General features: G+C 45.7%; 18 protein-coding genes. 1 reads left to right on the top strand and 17 read right to left on the bottom strand.

Annotation, left to right across the window (positions count from 1 at the left end; genetic code table 11):
- Window positions 1-14: 14 nt before the first annotated feature.
- The 8 genes from ACT6NV_RS03455 to ACT6NV_RS03420 form a co-directional block, all read right to left on the bottom strand.
- The gene (locus tag ACT6NV_RS03455) at window positions 15-587 is read right to left on the bottom strand and encodes a hypothetical protein (RefSeq protein ID WP_445385877.1); all 573 of its coding nucleotides are present in this window, start codon (window positions 585-587) and stop codon (window positions 15-17) included.
- Between the two features lie 253 nt (window positions 588-840).
- On the bottom strand, window positions 841-1,329 hold the full coding sequence (locus tag ACT6NV_RS03450; RefSeq protein WP_445385876.1) for a DUF4199 domain-containing protein: 489 nt from the start codon (window positions 1,327-1,329) through the stop codon (window positions 841-843).
- 117 nt (window positions 1,330-1,446) lie between these two features.
- Window positions 1,447-2,277 (bottom strand): peptidylprolyl isomerase, encoded by an 831-nt coding sequence (locus ACT6NV_RS03445; protein WP_445385875.1) that lies wholly within the window; start codon window positions 2,275-2,277, stop codon window positions 1,447-1,449.
- 13 nt (window positions 2,278-2,290) lie between these two features.
- The gene (locus ACT6NV_RS03440) at window positions 2,291-3,343 is read right to left on the bottom strand and encodes a serine hydrolase domain-containing protein (protein WP_445385874.1); all 1,053 of its coding nucleotides are present in this window, start codon (window positions 3,341-3,343) and stop codon (window positions 2,291-2,293) included.
- A gap of 225 nt (window positions 3,344-3,568) precedes the next feature.
- Entirely contained in the window at window positions 3,569-4,378 is an 810-nt protein-coding gene (locus ACT6NV_RS03435) for a DUF6090 family protein (RefSeq protein ID WP_445385873.1), read from the bottom strand.
- A 43-nt stretch (window positions 4,379-4,421) separates the two neighbouring features.
- Window positions 4,422-4,976 (bottom strand): GNAT family N-acetyltransferase, encoded by a 555-nt coding sequence (locus ACT6NV_RS03430; protein WP_445385872.1) that lies wholly within the window; start codon window positions 4,974-4,976, stop codon window positions 4,422-4,424.
- Window positions 4,977-4,980: 4 nt separating this feature from the next.
- Window positions 4,981-5,895 carry a lysostaphin resistance A-like protein gene (locus ACT6NV_RS03425; protein WP_445385871.1) on the bottom strand — a complete coding sequence of 305 codons (915 nt, stop codon included), beginning with the start codon at window positions 5,893-5,895 and terminating at the stop codon, window positions 4,981-4,983.
- Window positions 5,896-6,118: 223 nt separating this feature from the next.
- Window positions 6,119-6,673, bottom strand: coding sequence for a hypothetical protein (locus ACT6NV_RS03420; protein ID WP_445385870.1), 555 nt, complete (start codon window positions 6,671-6,673; stop codon window positions 6,119-6,121).
- A 248-nt stretch (window positions 6,674-6,921) separates the two neighbouring features.
- Here ACT6NV_RS03420 and ACT6NV_RS03415 point away from each other — a divergent pair, with 248 nt between their 5' ends.
- Window positions 6,922-7,680, top strand: coding sequence for a DUF481 domain-containing protein (locus tag ACT6NV_RS03415; RefSeq protein WP_445385869.1), 759 nt, complete (start codon window positions 6,922-6,924; stop codon window positions 7,678-7,680).
- A gap of 76 nt (window positions 7,681-7,756) precedes the next feature.
- Here ACT6NV_RS03415 and ACT6NV_RS03410 read toward each other — a convergent pair whose 3' ends face one another.
- From ACT6NV_RS03410 to ACT6NV_RS03370, 9 genes are all read right to left on the bottom strand, one after another.
- Window positions 7,757-8,461, bottom strand: a complete 705-nt coding sequence (locus ACT6NV_RS03410) for a VIT1/CCC1 transporter family protein (RefSeq protein WP_445385868.1) — start codon at window positions 8,459-8,461, stop codon at window positions 7,757-7,759.
- Window positions 8,462-8,560: 99 nt separating this feature from the next.
- Window positions 8,561-8,953 carry a hypothetical protein gene (locus ACT6NV_RS03405; RefSeq protein WP_445385867.1) on the bottom strand — a complete coding sequence of 131 codons (393 nt, stop codon included), beginning with the start codon at window positions 8,951-8,953 and terminating at the stop codon, window positions 8,561-8,563.
- A gap of 119 nt (window positions 8,954-9,072) precedes the next feature.
- Complete coding sequence (locus ACT6NV_RS03400) at window positions 9,073-10,269, bottom strand: serine hydrolase domain-containing protein (RefSeq protein WP_445385866.1); 1,197 nt, start codon at window positions 10,267-10,269, stop codon at window positions 9,073-9,075.
- A 53-nt stretch (window positions 10,270-10,322) separates the two neighbouring features.
- Window positions 10,323-11,087, bottom strand: a complete 765-nt coding sequence (locus ACT6NV_RS03395; protein ID WP_445385865.1) for a DUF6090 family protein — start codon at window positions 11,085-11,087, stop codon at window positions 10,323-10,325.
- A gap of 43 nt (window positions 11,088-11,130) precedes the next feature.
- A complete protein-coding gene (locus ACT6NV_RS03390; protein ID WP_445385864.1) occupies window positions 11,131-12,021 on the bottom strand; it encodes a sugar phosphate isomerase/epimerase family protein in 891 nt (296 codons plus the stop codon).
- A 144-nt stretch (window positions 12,022-12,165) separates the two neighbouring features.
- Window positions 12,166-12,633, bottom strand: a complete 468-nt coding sequence (locus ACT6NV_RS03385; RefSeq protein ID WP_445385863.1) for a VOC family protein — start codon at window positions 12,631-12,633, stop codon at window positions 12,166-12,168.
- A gap of 47 nt (window positions 12,634-12,680) precedes the next feature.
- Window positions 12,681-13,688 carry a hypothetical protein gene (locus tag ACT6NV_RS03380; protein WP_445385862.1) on the bottom strand — a complete coding sequence of 336 codons (1,008 nt, stop codon included), beginning with the start codon at window positions 13,686-13,688 and terminating at the stop codon, window positions 12,681-12,683.
- A 127-nt stretch (window positions 13,689-13,815) separates the two neighbouring features.
- Window positions 13,816-15,075 (bottom strand): hypothetical protein, encoded by a 1,260-nt coding sequence (locus ACT6NV_RS03375; protein ID WP_445385861.1) that lies wholly within the window; start codon window positions 15,073-15,075, stop codon window positions 13,816-13,818.
- Between the two features lie 63 nt (window positions 15,076-15,138).
- Window positions 15,139-16,293 carry an alpha/beta hydrolase-fold protein gene (locus ACT6NV_RS03370; RefSeq protein ID WP_445385860.1) on the bottom strand — a complete coding sequence of 385 codons (1,155 nt, stop codon included), beginning with the start codon at window positions 16,291-16,293 and terminating at the stop codon, window positions 15,139-15,141.
- Window positions 16,294-16,353 lie beyond the last annotated feature (60 nt).

Genomic DNA, 16,353 nt, shown 5'->3' with positions numbered 1-16,353 from the left:
GGTTCAAAAGTTATTCACACTATAGCGCTGTCCACGCCAGCTATGTCTTTGGCAACTTTATGAAACAATCGCCCGGAGACTGCAAAAAGCAAGGCAAAAAAACCGCTGAAAACAAATACTCCGAGAATCCCGGGTGACCACGAAATCTCCGATGGCGGCCAAATCATCAGGCCTATAACCGGAATAAGCATCTGTGCTGCGGCCATCACATACAAGGTGTTGCGCATTCCGAGGGGCTTTAAACCAGAAATGGCTGCCCCGCTCAGGCCGATCAGTAAAACCCCTGCAAAAAGCAGGTTTACATCCTGGTTTTCAGCTCCAATTATTCCAACGGCAGCGTTGACCCAGAAAAGCAAAAAAGCGGATACCAGGCTTAATGCACATGCAATCCGAAATAATCGATGTTTGGATTTCCGGGAAATAAATTCATAGGCAAAAGCGATAAAGGCAAGGGCTCCGCCTATTATCATAAAATCCACAGGCGACCATTGCACTTCCTCACTAAATTGCATGGCCAACAGGGGAATACTTAGCACAGCCAGAATAAAGACCACCCAACTTATAATTCTTTTGCTATTGATTGACATTCCAAATAGTTTTTCAGGCCGGAATGACCTTTTTGTTATAATATATAGTGCTGTGAATGAAACAGGTACCTATTAAATATACGAAGAATCCCTCTTTACGGCAATACAGAAGGACGATTAGAGGAATAGATGGAAGCTTGAGTTTCCCGGAAAGGAACTATTTACCCTGGTTAAATTTTATCCGAAGCAGCAGGCTGCCTTTTGTAAAACATAAACGCGAGGGCAGCTTACCTCTGACGCTCCTCCCGGGGCGTTACGTTTGTGATTTCGTTCGTACAAAGATGGCAACCACTGCGGTGGTAACCACCCCCATCACAAAGGTGAAAATGGTGCTTTGTACCATGTAGCTTTTAAGGTTGAAAAAGGCTTCAGCTTCTTCCTGGTTAGCATAATAGCCGGTTTCAACGGAATGTGCGATTACATTCGGGAAGTATTCCGGGGTAATGACCGTTGAGGTAACCCACTGTGTTAAAGGAGCAAACACCGTGATGATGAGGGTTGTAATAAGACCGAAAATAAAACCCTGTTTGTAGCTCATCTGCCCGTTGTAATCTGTTTTCTTTTTGTCTTTTAGGGCCAGGACATAGACAATAATAGCCGGAATGGCAAAGAGGTTGGTCAGGTACATATGCATATCGATATGCGTGCTGTGCAGGCCACTCAGTTTTTCGAGCAGCATCCAGAGCAGGGACATGACAATGAAGATCAGGGCCCATTTGAATTCGAGACGGAGAGATTTCATACTTTGATTATTAAATGGTTAGCGACGTTGTTTAGTATGAAATTTAGGGAATTTTCCTTTGCCGGGGACTTCTGTTCTTCAATATGAGGATTAAACTGCTTCCCCCTACCGATGTAATCACTCCTCTCCGGAGATAATTCGTGCTTTGAGAATGTATAAGTTTTTTGCCGGCCTCCCGGCTTCATTAACGGGAACCCTGGCAATGGAATCCACCACCTCCATCCCGCTGATTACCTCCCCGAAAACCGTGTAATTCTGATCCAGATGGGGGGTACCCCCAAGGGTTCGGTAAACTTCCCGATGCGCTTCCGGTATTCGGTAAGGCATAAATTCAAAGGGTTCAGCCAGGGTGTTGATAGTGTCTGTTAGCCTAAGAAATAATTCCCGGTCTTCATCAGCTTCAGCTTGGCTCAGGGAATCTTTCCATTGTTTATTTTCAGGTGCATTGAGAAAAAAATGCTGTTGCAACCAGGTGTTGATCCGCTCTTCATCCCGATTGATCAGGCTATCGGGCCGCGGCCCCCTCTGAACGATATAGAAGGACAGGGAGGAAGAGGCCCGTTCCGGATTGGCGGTGCGGGCTGCACCCAGGGCACCTCGTTTATGGAAAAGCGATGTATCTATTTCTGCTGGGATGCGATAATCCAGTGCCTGCATTTGCGCACTGTCCATACGGGCTAATCTGAGGCTGTCGTATTCCCCGGCCTGGGTAACAAAGCCATCCAGCACCCTGTGAAACAGCATGCTGTCCAGCCGGCCTTCCTGTATTATTTTAATAAAATTATCCCGGTGCAGCGGAGTTTTGTCCGAAAGTTCCAAAACAATGTTGCCCTTTTCCGTCTGCAGTTCTACCTGGACGGGAACAACAGTTTTATCGGTTTGGTTTGTTGCCTGCTCTTTACAGCTTAGGGCAACTAGCAATATCAGAAAAAGCTGAAAGTACTTCATAAGGAATTAAGAATTAAAACTGCGGGTCATAAATTTGAGCTGCCTTCAGGAGCAGGTTCATCCGCACCTGCCCGCTGTTGACCCTGCGGTAGGCCGCCTTTGTTTTATAGGCCACCACTACATTTATTTCCGGGTATACGGCAATAGCCTGCCCCATGGCCCCCAGGGCTGCATAGGCGTTTTTAAATCGCTCATCCCCCATGTTCTCAAACAGCCACCACATGTAGCCGTATCCGAAGTTCACCCCCGTATCCCTGAAAACAGGTACGTTGGAGTTGATTTCCTGGTAGGTGGTCCGTTGTGCCAGCATTTCGTCCACCCAGTCTTCCGATATTATTTGCTCGCCATTCCACTTTCCACGATTGAGCATCAGCTGGCCTATGCGTGCCATATCCCGGGTTGAAAACCACATGGGGTATGCCAGGTATTTGGAAATAGTGGTATCGCCCTGTTTTTGCTGCAGGCTGCGGTCCCAGTCTTCCATCTGAAGGGGTCGGGCCAATTGCACCTCCACTTCGTCATAGATGTTTTTCCCGGTTTCCTGTTCAAAGACATATCCGGCCACGTTAAAATCCCAGTTGCTGTATAACCAGTATTCCCCGGGCTTTACCGAACCCCTTTCCGGGGCATATTGCTGCATCCCGCCGGGGTAGCCCTCCGGGTGGTAAACCCCGGATCGCGCCGAGATCAAATCTTGTATGCTGGCTTGCTTTTCTACGGGAAGGATCCCCTCCACATCATCTAATTTCAGGGCTTCAATGGTTTTATCCAACTGTATGGTGCCGTCCTCAACGTACTTGCCGTAGAGCATGGCCAGGACGCTTTTGCGGCAGGAGGCGATATAACTGTTCTCGCGAATATCCCCGTAATCAAAAACTATTTCCCCATTTTGAACGATGACCAAACCGGTGACTTTGGTGCTGTCTATAATGTAGCGATTGAACTCTCTTATTTTGGTAGTATCCCATCCTGATTCTGCCGGGTGCTCATTATAGTTCCACTGTCCCTGCGCACTAAGTACTGTCGAAAAGCCGATTAATAAAAAATATGCGATGAATTTTCTCATAAAGCGGTTTATAAAATGAATGAACAACCCGGATAAAGGTTTGGGGCTGAAGCCCGGTTATAAAACACCAATACCAAAGATTGGCCTTGTATTAAATATAGTAGATTTCTCCCAGCTTGGGAAACTCCATTTTTATTGAAGCGCTATAAAGAGGCCTCGCTATCCGGGAAGCCCTTCTTTACTAGTTCCTGCAGGAGGTAATGCGGGTCGTAAAGGATTCGAAATTTACCCTTGCTCATCGCTTAAATTCCCTTCGATCAACCCGATAATTTCAAGTATCCTCTTTCGTAAGATCAGGGACTGTACATTAGACCATTTATTGATGCTGAAACACCTGGAGAGGTGGTCCTCCAGGTCCGGGTGGTCCAAAAGCGCATTGAAATCTTCCTCATGTTGTGAGGGGCCTATTTCATCATCTGCATAGAGCAGGGTACCCTTATCCAGGTCTATGGAATACTGCTCCAGGAGATTATTTTTCATGGCCTTGTTCCTCAGGGTCCTGAACTGGTAGTGCGCTATCAAAAAGGGCATATACAGTTCATTGCGGTAGTATTTCCATATTTCCTCCTCTTCCATCACATCTTTAATGTTGGAACTCCATCGGGTCAGGGCCTGTTTCAGTTCGGTATCCCGGATCAACTTCAGCTCCCCGGAACTGCCCAGGTCATTAATAATAGGGTCAAAAGTGGTATAGGGTAAGGTCTTTGCAATCAGCATATCTACACTGTCTTTATTCCGCAGTTCCGGGTGGTCTATCAGCCTCATAAATTGCTTGACAGACTGCATCATTCCATTGCGTATTTCAATCTTTTGGTCCAGTTGTTCCAGATTGCTGTTGAATTCAGCGAGTAGCTGCCGGAGCAATACCTGTTCTTCGTTTCGCTCCTTTTGAAATTCATTGGCGTTGTTGATCGATAAGGCAATCAGGATCCCGATTACAACCAGGATGATTTCCCCAATGGCGTAAAGGAGGTAATTTCGGAATTTGTTTTCTGAAAGCAATCGCTGGCGCAGGGCCCGAAATAATTTTGTCATAAAATCAGTTTAATTACTGCAGTGATTCAGGCCTGATTTTCGGTTAGCTGCTTTTCTGCCATTCTTTTCTATAGAGCCCGTAACAGACACAGTTTTCAAGATCGGGATAATCTTTTAAACCGGGATGGCTGAAGGTGCCTCTTTTTTCCATCCCAATCTTCTTCATGACGTTTTCGGATCGTAGGTTCTTAACAGGACATACAGCAATGATATCCGTCAGGCCGATCTGTTTAAAACCATATTCCAGGCAGCGCCTGGCCCCCTCCGTTGCATACCCCTTCCCCCAGGCTTCCTTTTTTAAGCGCCACCCGATATCGGTAGCGGGGGTAAAGGGGGATGTGTATTCCTGATGGGAAAGTCCAATAAAGCCTATAAATTCTCGTGATTCAAGAACATCTGTCGCGAAATAACAATGGCCATGGGTGAGAAGTTGGATTTGCTGTTTGGCTACAAAGGCTGTGGTCTGTACTTCTGTTAGGGGCTCGGGAAAATATTCCATCACCCTCCGGTCCGCATTGATCTGAGCGAACGCCTTTAAATCTTCATCTCCCCATGGACGGAATCCGAGCCGCTCAGATTTAAACAGGTATTCTTTCACCTTATCATTTTAAAGAGGTCTTTTTGGCGTACCATCTCATTACCAGCAAGGCGGCAATAAGGATCGGAAGGATCAGAATGCTGCCTTCCGGGCCAAAGGCTCCGCCGGTAAGATACTCCTTATCGGAGACAAAAGTATGCTGCAAAAGGGTTGCACTCTTATGTCCGCTTGCTCCAAAACCGAAAATTGGCCCCTGGAAAAAATTCCACCCAATATGCATCCCCATGGATAACCAAAGCATTTTGGTGCTGAGGTAGCCGTAGAGCCTGAGGAAGCCGAACCCTACAATAATCAGTGTAGACAAGAGGCCGGCATTGGGGTTGGTGGCATGGATCAGCCCATAGAGTATACAGGAGATCAATACGGCCAGGTTCAGTCCCATCCCTGCCACCATATTCTGAAACAAATATCCGCGGAAGACCAGTTCTTCCCAAAAGCTAACCAGGATGTGCTCCAGCAGGAGAAGGGCCAGGGAACCAACCGAGAGAATACTCATAAATTGTACAAAGTCAAATGGGTCGGTAGTCCCGAAGCCACTGTGGAAATCAATTCCATCAAACTTTATCAGGCCTGAAAAGAAAAGGATTGAAAAGAAAACCCCTGCCATTGCTGCGCTTAGGAGGAAGCCGAAAAGCAGGTCTTTCACGGCCCGGCGGCCCCATTTCAGCCCTAGGGATATAAAGGATTTTTTGTCCCACCATTTTCTGGAGGCCCAGACCGAAAGGGTCGCTCCAAAAGCCAGCAGGGATACAATCAGCAGCCTGTAATTTTCCATATAGGCCTTTTTGGTCATTTCCCCCAAAAGGGGTTTAACCAGAAATATCAGGGAGGAAAAAGAAAAGAAGAGCAGTAGAAAAAGGAGGATTCGCCAACCGGCGCGTAATCTCTTTTCGCCAGCATTCACAAAGATGGATTTCATAGTTTCAGAAAGTTGGTTTCCCCTATTAGACGTTTTTAAAGGGATTTGGTTACAGGGGTGGCGTCGCCATCAGGTTTATTTGCATTCATATGGATCCAGATTACCATGTGTTGCTTTTTCGTATAACCCGCCTAAAGGACGGTAAGTAGGGCTGAACAGAAAAGTAGAATTTTCATATGAGCTTATTCATACTTTCTTCAGTGGAGTGTGGTTATTTTTTCTATTAGCCGAGCAGGTAAAGGACGGTATCATCCACAGCCTTGTTAAAATCAAGCGAGGTATCTATATAGGGTATTGAATGTTCCCTGCAAGACTTTTTAATCTGATTACTAAAACCAATCATGTTTTGCACATGATCAGTTATATAATGATCCGGCTTTTCAAGGAGCCAATCGTTTCCCTTTGGCTTATAAGATTTCAGTTCACGGACTTTTTTGGCAATGGCAATTTCTGTGTAGCCCAGAAAGCACATCTTCAGTTCGTCCGGGTAACGGTCTCTGAGTTCCACCATTAATTCAGGAAGTAAAGCCTCTCCTTCGATTACACAATCTGTGCCTACATAGATCATACTTTCCATCATGGCCTTCAGAAAGGGCCAGGCCCGTTTGGCAATCTCATCGGGCATCAGCTTGTCGTGGATGCCGTACTGAGGGATGCCATTGGTAAAGCCCATTACCAGCCAATCCAGGGATAAATAAGTAAATCCCTTTTTGGCAAGTAATTTCTTTGCAATAAGGGTTTTCCCGGAGCGGGAGGCCCCGCTGATTATATATAACATGGGCGCAGTTTAATTGGGATACGAAGGGGCATGGAAGTCTATACGGTGACTATCTATAAAACTACAATTAATTTATTCGGATTTTAAACTATTCAAAGCAGTTTGGGGTATCTGAGCCTTTGGCAAAATGCTTTGATAATGCTGCCATGAACAAGGGTTTTTGAAAAAATTCATAAACTTGCAGGCAACTCAGGGCAATACTGGGGGACGGCTGCCGAAATCCCATAAATATCCTGTTAGAAAGCCAGATGAGAAAACTACTGTATTTTTTAATTCTTTCCCCCATCCTGCTTAGTGCTCAAATCAATGAGAGCGACACCCTGAAATTTAAAGCCAGGCTTTCCCTGACCGGTTTCTGGCAGGGCGGGAATGTGGAAACCCTGATCTTCAGGGCGAAATCCGACATAAGCTTTGTGCCCTGGAAGAAGTGGGTCTTTAAGACCCAGAATTCCTATGTTTATCAGGAGTTCGGAAAGTCCAAGGCAGATGAGGACATTCTGAGTTTGAATTTCCTGTATCTGAATCCGGACCGTAAGGTTTATCCGCTTCTGCTGGGTTTTATAAGCACCAATTTCCGGCGGAAAATAGAGTTGCGCTCGCTGGTTGGGGCAGGGGTGACCTTTCAACTTTTCCAGAATAAAAAGGACTGGCTCAAATTTTCCCTTACCAGTGAATACGAACAAACCACTTTTAACGAAACAGACTTTAACCGCTCCGCATATGACGGGAGTGAATCCATAAATACCTGGAGGGCTACTCTATGGGTAAATGGAAGGTACCAACTATTTAAGAAACGACTAATAATTACCCATGAAAGTTATTTCCAGCCCTCTCTGGAGCAAGGGGATAATTGGCGCTGGCAAACCGACCTGGGTTTGGAACTGCCCGTCTGGAAATTCCTGAATTTCAAGATCAATTACCTGCGTACATTTGAGAGCGTTGTGATAGCCAATCAAAAGGAAGAGGACCAGTTCCTGACCTTTGGGTTTACTTTGAAGACCTATTAAGGGGAATCAAAGGTCAGCTTCTGCAAATAAAGGGCAGTAATTTATATATTCCATACTCTATTCTGACTGGCTTCTATCAGCCGATAGTTGCCCCGAACAAATAGCCCACTGCGGCAGTCAACCCCATGGCCACTGTACCCCAAAAGGTTATCCGCAAAATAGCTTTCAGGATTCCTGAGCCGCCGGCTTTGGCGGCAACAGCTCCAAGGAGAATCAGGAAAATGATTGCGAAGATATATAACAGGTATTCCATTTCCTTAAGAGGGGCAAATACAGCAACCAATAAGGGAAGTATGCCCCCGACCGTAAAAGCGCCCCCTGATGCCAGGGCAGCCTGTATCGGCCTGGCCTGGCTGATCTCATTGATTCCCAATTCATCCCTCACGTGCGCCCCAAGGGCATCGTGTGCGGTTAATTCCTTGGCTACCTGAGAGGCCGTTTCCCTGCTCAGTCCCCTTTCCACATAGATATCCGTCAGCCTTTCCAGTTCAAATTCCGGCATTTCCTCAAGTTCCTGTTTTTCGCGGGCAATATCTGCTTTTTCAACATCGGTCTGGGAACTTACCGAGACGTATTCACCGGCAGCCATGGATAAGGCCCCGGCCACCAGGCCGGCCAGTGTGGCCAGGACAATGGGTTCCCTCATATCGCTTGCAGCGGCCACCCCAATAGCCAGGCTGGCAGTAGACAGTATGCCGTCATTTGCACCCAGTACAGCAGCCCTGAGCCAGTTGCTCCGCTGTATGTAATGCGGATCCAGGTAATTTTCCAAGTCATCCATGGGCTATTATTTTAGTTAGGGTTTCTTAAAGATACGAACCCTTGAAAATTTCGAAAGTCCATAGGGGGATATTCCTGGATTTCTTGAGAAAAAAATACGTTACGGAGTTATCAAATCCGCCGTTATGATAAGGGAATATTCAAAAGTATTTTGATTGTGCTCACTAAATGTCCAATCCCTATCCGATACTGGGTTTTGCTGGTATGCCAGGATGAAGTTGTCATTTTCCATCCGGTACAGCCGCACCTGGACAAAGGTGCCGGATTGGGAAGGAGGAATAGCTTCAGTGATGTTATTCAGCTCACTGCCAATCTCAGCAGCCGCCTGATCGGGGATTTCCATAAATTGCCCATCGTCACCCAACAGGTAAAGGTCTGCTCCCGAATCGTTCTGAATAAAATACGTGGTCACAAAACCGGAGTTGTCAAAATCGTCATCACATTGGGTAGCCATCAGGAATGGAGCTACCACCAATAGCACTAATTTTTTCATCCAAGGTAAATGGTGCTAGCCAGATGTGTGTAAGGTTTATGTAAAATTTCAGGTTTCATCATGTAGCTTATGGCCCCTGAGTTGAACCCCGCAGGATTCGAGGGAGTAGAATCCGGATGTTAATCGCTGGCAAGCGAATTGTATACCTGTTGTTCGTACAGCCTGTAAAAATCGAAGGTTTCCTTGTCATTAAAGGGCAGGTATTGAGTAAAATAAACAATAGCCGTTTGATTAGGGATATCCAGGGTATAATAGGAATTCGCTGCCCCGGCCCAGTAAACCACCCCCTGTGGCCTGACTTTTTCGTTTTTGTTTGCTTCTATAGCCCAGGCCAGGCCGTGGCGGTCTGCCGTGTCCCCAAAATTCCCTGTAAAAGTCATTACATCGTTGGGGAAGACCTCAAAATTCAGGGCAATCGTTTCCGGGAGATGGTCCTGAATCATTAGCTCAACAGTTTCCTTTTTCAGGATCCTTCCACCTTCATAGGCACCATAGTTAAGCATGCACTGCAGGAATTTCAGGTAGTCGGCCGGGGAACCGAATAACCCCCCGCCAGCGTTATAGGTAGTTGTCTTTTTTTCCGGGACACGGGGAAGTTCCCTTAGTCCTGTGGAGTCTTTCATCCCCCAGGAAACAATCTTGTCCTTTAAGGAATCTGGCACGTTAAACCAGGTGTGGTCCATTTGCAACGGCCCGGTAATATTCTGTCTTAGGTAGGCCTCAAGGTTTTTACCGCTGATCTTTTCAATAAGCTTTCCGACCCATTCGGTGCTGGTGCCATAACGCCAATGGGTTCCCGCTCCAAAAAGCCTGGGTTTGCCTTCAAATTCCCAATCCTCCGGCTGGAATTGTTGCAGCCTTAGAGAGGTGAAATCATATCCAAATCCAGCTGTATGGGTCAATAATTGCCGCAGGGTGATGGGCTCTTTTCCAGAAACCAACTCTCCGGATTCTGTCAGGATGGGTATGGCAGCCATTTCTGGCATCAATTCGTCCAGGGGGTCGTCCAGGCCAATTTTACCTGTCTCCACCAGTTGCATGGCGGCAACCGAAGCGATGGCCTTGGTCATGGAATAAATCCGGAAAATGTGGGTTTCGCTAATCGAATCCGTACCTCCCCAAATGGCGGGGCCAAAGGATTGCCATTGTACTTCTCCATTCTGGCTAACATGCCCCATCACGGCAGCCGGGATACTGCTCTTTTCGAAGTAATCAGACAATTCAGGTATGGTGCCTTCTGGATGAGCCTGCCTGATATCATCCCTGCATCCAAAAAGGGTCATCACCAGTACCGAAATAAAAAACAGATTTTTCATAAACAATTACTTAAACTAATTTTCTTTAGTACACGGGTATCAATTATAAAAACTTATAGTTGTTTTATCTTAATTTCCTGTTCACACAAGTCTATTATCTCCTCAACCATACTTTTAAGCCTTTTATATCCCCACTCATTTTTTACATTCCAGATAAGCTGGCTGTTGACCAGGTTTTCAAACTCCAGAGAATTGTAAATGTCCCTGTAATCCCCAGTAAAACCTGAAGATATGTTGCGGTCTGATAAGTAGATGCCCGAAATATTTACATAATTTGAATTCTTATAGATAAAAGGCAGCAGGATATTATTGCGGGAATCAATGGCCCAGGTTTCATCTTCCTTAATGTCATGCAACACGCCTTCCCAATTGGCCAGATACTTTTTAAGTTCCTTATTTTTTATAACATGGATTTGGCCTGAACTGATAATGTTATCCAATATCCCATTACTTGCATCAAAAGAAATGATATTGAGAAAACCGGCATTGATGAGCGAGTCCGATTCCTGCCGGGATATTTTTACGCCATGTTTCCCCGTATTGGCCAATAGCCTTTGACATCCCGCCTGAATGGCCCCGGCTTTCCTTATGGATCGCTCCAGTTCGTCCCGGTTAAAGCTGAACTCTTCAAGAAGCGATTCAAGAAGATCTAATTCCTGCTTGTCTATTTTTCGCGCTTCATTCCAGTTGTTTACCTGCAGGGCCAGCAAAATCCCAATCATTACAAGGGTGATTTCCCCTATTGCGTAAAAAAGGTACTTGCTGAATTTGTTCTCCGAAAAGAGTTTTTGGCGGATTCCCCTGAAGAATTGTATCATAGGCTGTAGACGGGTCTCTTGTTATTTCTTAATGAATAATTCCTCATAGGTACACCTGTAGCTTATCCTTAAAATAAGCAGCGCTGAAGGCGGCACTTTTTGTGGAATTCTCCGTGTAATTACCCCCCTGTTCAATATAGAAGTATTCCAGACCGGCTGTTACCGGGTCGGGCAGGACATTCAGGTAATTTATGGAGCCGTTCCCCAGTTCGGTATAGTCGCGCGTAACCGGGTGCATATCTTTGAGGTGCCACATCACAAAGCGGCCTGGATGCACATTAATCAAAGCAATGGGGGTTGTTTTGGCCTGGTACATGATCCAGTACATGTCCATTTGTAACTTAACCAGGGAAGGGTCTGTTTCGCTGGTGATAATGTCAAAACCGGTAACCCCATCAAAATCTTCAAATTCATATCCGTGGTTGTGGTAAGCAAAACCCAGGCCGGCTTCCGCAACCCTTTCCCCCATGCGGTTAAGCAATGGGGCCAGTCTTTTATACCCTTCCAAAGTCCGGTGGGCTTCTTCCACCAGGGGCCATACGATGTACTTGCTGCCCATGGCCAGTGCCCCTTCAATACATTGTTCCAGATATCGGAACATGTCCGCCTCCGGACCTTCAAAAAAGGTTGCAAAGGGATAGTGGCCACTGCTGATCCCCAACTGCATGTCATCCAGAATCGATTTGAATTCGGAGGTCTTTATGCCGTAATAGGTGCCGGCATCTGCATCAAAGCCATAATGTTCGAAATCCTCATACCCCATTTTCTTAAGGGCCTTCAAGGTTTCAACCGGGTCTTTGGCCATTTCATCCCGGATGGAAAACAGCTGATACCCCAATTTATATCGGGGTTCCGGTGCTTTTAAGCAGGAGTAGGGGAGCAAACTAATCGCCCCCAGAGCACCTCCTGTGGCCAGAAAATTTCTGCGTTTCATTATGGATGGTTTTACACCCATAAGATACTCAATTTATAGGTCGCTGTACCGGCAAGGAGGAACATCCCGAGAGGGAATTACCAAAAGCAAGCAATCGGGAGGGAGCCATTTGGCAGAAATTTGGTCTTCCCAACCTTTGCTTTCTCAGCTTCCGGCACTGCCCTCTTCCAGTGCTTTCCAGGCGTCATAGGATAAGATTCCGTTCTCAGGTTTGGAATCTCCTTCCAGGATCCCTATAAATTCCAGGGAGTGCCCGTCGGGGTCGTCAAAATAAATGGCAATTGCAGGCATCCATGCAAAAACCATGGGCCTTTCGGTGCCATCGTTAAGGAAATTATGACATTTAAGGTTCCGTTCTTTAAGAAAGGCTACCGATTCGTTCAGGACCCAGTCAGGGTCACATTCAAAGGCAAAATGCCGTGGGTCTATCTGGTCTTTTGGTTTTTCCCAGAGGCCCAGCATCGCCTGCTTGTCCTTGCCAATCCAAAAGAAAGCAACACGCCGGGCCGCTTCGTAATGGCATTGCTTTAACCCAAGCACCTTCCCATAGAAATCTATGGACCGCTCCAGGTCGCTTACAAATAAATGGGTTTCGTACAGGCCTTTTATCACGGGATGATTTTAAATTTCATTGTAAACTAACAAAGAAAAACCCTAATTCAAAAAGCAGCCTCCAATACTGATTTAAAGGATCCGGGAGAATCAATAAACAAAGCAATGCTTTTGTATTCCCGCTCCCTTCCGTAGAGCCCGCTTACCGTATTGGATTCCTTCAGGTGGATGATCATATTATGGCTTTCCAGGCTGCCCAGTGGGGAGAGTTTCCTGATATTTTTATCGTCACCTATGTCTCCCGAATGCATCTCAATAGATGCAATATTGCGCAGCTCAATTACGGACTCAGCCATAATCCCGTAGCGGAGATAAAGCTGTCCGGATTCTATGGATATAGGTCTTTGAAAAAGGGACTTTAAAAACCCAAAGAGTTGAAGCCCCGTGTAGATGCTCAGCAGGCTAATGATCCAGGCCGCCATACTGCTCCATTTCAGTAAAAGGGTGTGCAGGACGAAGGTTTCCACACCAACGATTATGATTATTGCAAACAAAAGGGAAACCGTGCCACTGTTTTTATGATAGCTGAATTCACGTGGTTTTAACCGGTGTTTTTTCCAGGAAAGAAAGCCGTAATAAAAAACGGCAATTTCAGTTGCCACCAGCATTACGGCCGCCCCGGGCAGGATTTCGGCACAGGTGGCTTTCAGGGTGGTGAAAAAGTCAAACGAATTTTCCTTTTTGGCTTTAAAGTGTTGTATGGCCTTTCGCAATTTATAAACAACATAGCCCAGAACCGAAACTTCTACTACCGGGAGCCCCCAGGTTTTAAACAAGTTGAGATAATATTGATTTTCACCCGGCAGGATAAAAGAGCACAAAACGACACCTGCAAACAGCACAGGGACTACAGTAGTTCCGGGAATGCGTGTTTTGCGGATAAGCACAAAGTAAAGCAGTGGGGCAGTCAGCAGTAAATCTACGGTTACCCCCAGCGAAATAAGGTCGGGCCTGCTTTTAAAGTATGGAGAACGCACAAGGAGTGCCATCGTTCCGAAAATCAGAAGGGGAAGTCCGAAAGCATATACGGGGAGCAGTCCTGAGGCCTTTCTCATAGGAAACGAGTTCTTATTTTAGCGCCTTATAGGTCTTTTTTCATGCCTGCAAGTTACACTTTATCTTCAGTTTTTTAGGGTATACCTTAAGGCTGCTGGCAGACTTAATTTCCATTATCAAAACGAATTACCCATCTGTATCCTGGATAGGTTCAGCCCAATCTGAATTCCTCACAAAGATCAAATACTGGGCAAGGTCTGTGGTATTAAACCCTTTACCGGCATTTATCACCTGGCCCACGGGCAGGATTTTAAACATTCTGAAAAGACGGTCGGAGCTTTTGTAAGGGGAGTCTTCTGCATTTAATTTGAAAATGGTCTTTGATTCTTTGTCTGTTACGCGCTTGAGATCTTCAATGCCGTACAAATAACTCAGCCAAATATTGTCATACGATACAGGCACCCTGGTATACTTGCCGTCATCCTGCAGTATACCCGGCAATGACTTGCTGGGCATAACCGTATGGCTGTCACAGAAGACAAAATTCATGCTCAGGATTTTATCTTCAAACCAGGGGTCTGCTTGTATAACTCTGTAAGCCATGGGCTGGTAGCCGCTTTCAAATGGGCCTGTAAGCGTATGACCCAGTCCAAAGGAACCATATACTTTTTCTTCTTTCAATTGGAAGCGCTCGTAAACATCCTGTAGATTATCAGTCAGGATTTCTTCCCGGTAGGTGTCTTCCAGCCAGTAATTTACATTCTTAAGTAAGTATTGAATATCCCAGGTCACTTCCGGTGAATAGGTGGCGGAATCCTTTGATTGTGAAAGTGATTCAAGGACAGCTTTTACCTCTACCAGAACAAGGCTGTCTGATTTTGATTCTTGTGGCATAACCAGTTCCTCCCCCGTAAGATCGTTCAGGTGGTCAACCAAAAGGTCCACGTCGGAAATGTTGTTAATGCCGTAATATTGGAAGGGATGATCCTTATAAACCTGTTGCAAATTTATCCACCGGTCCAGATAGTCCTGATTATTTTTTCCCGCATTTACCACCCAGTTTTGCAGGATGCGTTTTAGCAGGTCCTGATCTCCGGTTTGGTTATACTTGTTCATAAAATAAGCCTGGCTGTGGTCCATCTCCATCAGGTAGGTTTCAACATTGAAATCAGTTCTCAGGTATTGAAAAAAGTCGACGTCAAATTTCGTGGGTTCTTCAAATCCGTGTATTTCTCCAACGAGAATTAGGGATTTTTCTTCGATGTCCTTCCTGCAAATTTCAAAGGTAAAAGGTTCATCCAGGCCCACCGATTCCTGGTTGGCCTCCAGGTAAGCGATGTAATCACTGCCTTTGAAATATTCAACCCCCCTGAAAATGCCATATGCAGATATGCATAAGACAATGAGGATAAAAATCCATTTGAAAAATCGTTTAAGTAGCTTCATTTATAAGAATAGTTAGTATGTGTATAGGGATAAAATACGGGTTGCCCTGCAATCTATGAGAGCCTAATTGCGGAACCCAAGAATTTCGAAGGAATATTCAGCCGAGGCCTCGGGGCGGATTATCATAGGGAAAGTGGTCCTTCCATCACCTATATTGATCCAGGCTTCTGATTCCCAGCTACCCCGGGTGAATTTAACTTCCACGGGGTCTTGAACCTTAACGGTTATTTCACGTTCCAGGGGAGAAACCCGCTCCATCCTGACCAGGCCGGGCTCCCAGTTTCCAAGGCTTTCCTGATTTCCGGTAATATAAACTACGTCATTGTCATCAGGTACTTTTACCCGGAAAGTAAGCTCATAGGTATTCTCCGATAGTTGCTTGTTTTGCACAGGAAGAACACTATCGATAAGCGTTGACAGGGCCGACTTCACGGCCGGCATGTACCCCGACATATGGCTTTCATCCGGAAACTGTTCCGTGACCACTTTAAAGTTTTCGTTGGCCAGTTTATTCTTCAGGATAGGATAAGCCTTGTCATTGGCAGCTCCCCATCCAGGATAGTTTATATAATCGTCTGCATGGTTCATGTAAAGGTAATGCAGGGAATTAAACTGTGCAGAATCGAAGTTATCGAGATCTTTAACAAGGCGCTGATCATCATCTGCCAAATTAGGGGATACCGCGATAAAATTATCAAAGAGATCGGGTTCATTCAGCATGCTATAAATAAGGAAGGAGGCACTAAGGGAGTGTCCTACACCAGTCCTGTGGGGCAATACCCGGTAATTGGATTCAACGTAAGGCACTACTTCATTTTTGACATATGCCAGGAAGGCTTCAGCATTTCCGCCCGATTTGGGTCCGAGGTTTCTTTCAGTGTCGGAGGGCAGCAAATCGTGATTTCGGCCATACATCAGCTCCTTAATATAAGTAGCTTTGATCCCAACAACTATAAAGCCCCTTTGGCCTTCCCTTAAAAGGTGGGAAACAGAGGTTACATAATCGTAAAGGGGGCGATCGTGTGCATCAAAAACATAAATCACGTTGTAATAGTAATACTCCGAATGATCGTAATTTATAGGGGTGAAGATTAACAAATCGCGGGTCTGGTTGAGTTCGGCAGATTCAATGCTTACTTCTTTAACTGCAGAGCGTTGAGCCGTCAGTGATCCAATAAAAAAACATAAAAGAATGGTGTTCAGGACACTTTTCTTCATAATACGGTTGGTGTATAAAGTTTGATTGACATCAAAAATAATGTCTCGATCAATGAGACG

The sequence above is a fragment of the Robiginitalea insularis genome, assembly GCF_052497835.1.
The sequence above is the reverse complement of the archived record's forward strand: the minus strand, read 5'-3'. Positions and strand labels throughout refer to the sequence as shown.

What these genes read in the sequence shown, in the direction of transcription:
- ACT6NV_RS03455 (WP_445385877.1), bottom strand. Translation starts at nt 587, where the DNA reads ATGTCAATCAATAGCAAAAGAATTATAAGTTGGGTGGTCTTTATTCTG.
- ACT6NV_RS03450 (WP_445385876.1), bottom strand. Translation starts at nt 1,329, where the DNA reads ATGAAATCTCTCCGTCTCGAATTCAAATGGGCCCTGATCTTCATTGTC.
- ACT6NV_RS03445 (WP_445385875.1), bottom strand. Translation starts at nt 2,277, where the DNA reads ATGAAGTACTTTCAGCTTTTTCTGATATTGCTAGTTGCCCTAAGCTGT.
- ACT6NV_RS03440 (WP_445385874.1), bottom strand. Translation starts at nt 3,343, where the DNA reads ATGAGAAAATTCATCGCATATTTTTTATTAATCGGCTTTTCGACAGTA.
- ACT6NV_RS03435 (WP_445385873.1), bottom strand. Translation starts at nt 4,378, where the DNA reads ATGACAAAATTATTTCGGGCCCTGCGCCAGCGATTGCTTTCAGAAAAC.
- ACT6NV_RS03425 (WP_445385871.1), bottom strand. Translation starts at nt 5,895, where the DNA reads ATGAAATCCATCTTTGTGAATGCTGGCGAAAAGAGATTACGCGCCGGT.
- ACT6NV_RS03420 (WP_445385870.1), bottom strand. Translation starts at nt 6,673, where the DNA reads ATGTTATATATAATCAGCGGGGCCTCCCGCTCCGGGAAAACCCTTATT.
- ACT6NV_RS03415 (WP_445385869.1), top strand. Translation starts at nt 6,922, where the DNA reads ATGAGAAAACTACTGTATTTTTTAATTCTTTCCCCCATCCTGCTTAGT.
- ACT6NV_RS03410 (WP_445385868.1), bottom strand. Translation starts at nt 8,461, where the DNA reads ATGGATGACTTGGAAAATTACCTGGATCCGCATTACATACAGCGGAGC.
- ACT6NV_RS03405 (WP_445385867.1), bottom strand. Translation starts at nt 8,953, where the DNA reads ATGAAAAAATTAGTGCTATTGGTGGTAGCTCCATTCCTGATGGCTACC.
- ACT6NV_RS03400 (WP_445385866.1), bottom strand. Translation starts at nt 10,269, where the DNA reads ATGAAAAATCTGTTTTTTATTTCGGTACTGGTGATGACCCTTTTTGGA.
- ACT6NV_RS03395 (WP_445385865.1), bottom strand. Translation starts at nt 11,087, where the DNA reads ATGATACAATTCTTCAGGGGAATCCGCCAAAAACTCTTTTCGGAGAAC.
- ACT6NV_RS03390 (WP_445385864.1), bottom strand. Translation starts at nt 12,021, where the DNA reads ATGAAACGCAGAAATTTTCTGGCCACAGGAGGTGCTCTGGGGGCGATT.
- ACT6NV_RS03380 (WP_445385862.1), bottom strand. Translation starts at nt 13,688, where the DNA reads ATGAGAAAGGCCTCAGGACTGCTCCCCGTATATGCTTTCGGACTTCCC.
- ACT6NV_RS03375 (WP_445385861.1), bottom strand. Translation starts at nt 15,075, where the DNA reads ATGAAGCTACTTAAACGATTTTTCAAATGGATTTTTATCCTCATTGTC.
- ACT6NV_RS03370 (WP_445385860.1), bottom strand. Translation starts at nt 16,293, where the DNA reads ATGAAGAAAAGTGTCCTGAACACCATTCTTTTATGTTTTTTTATTGGA.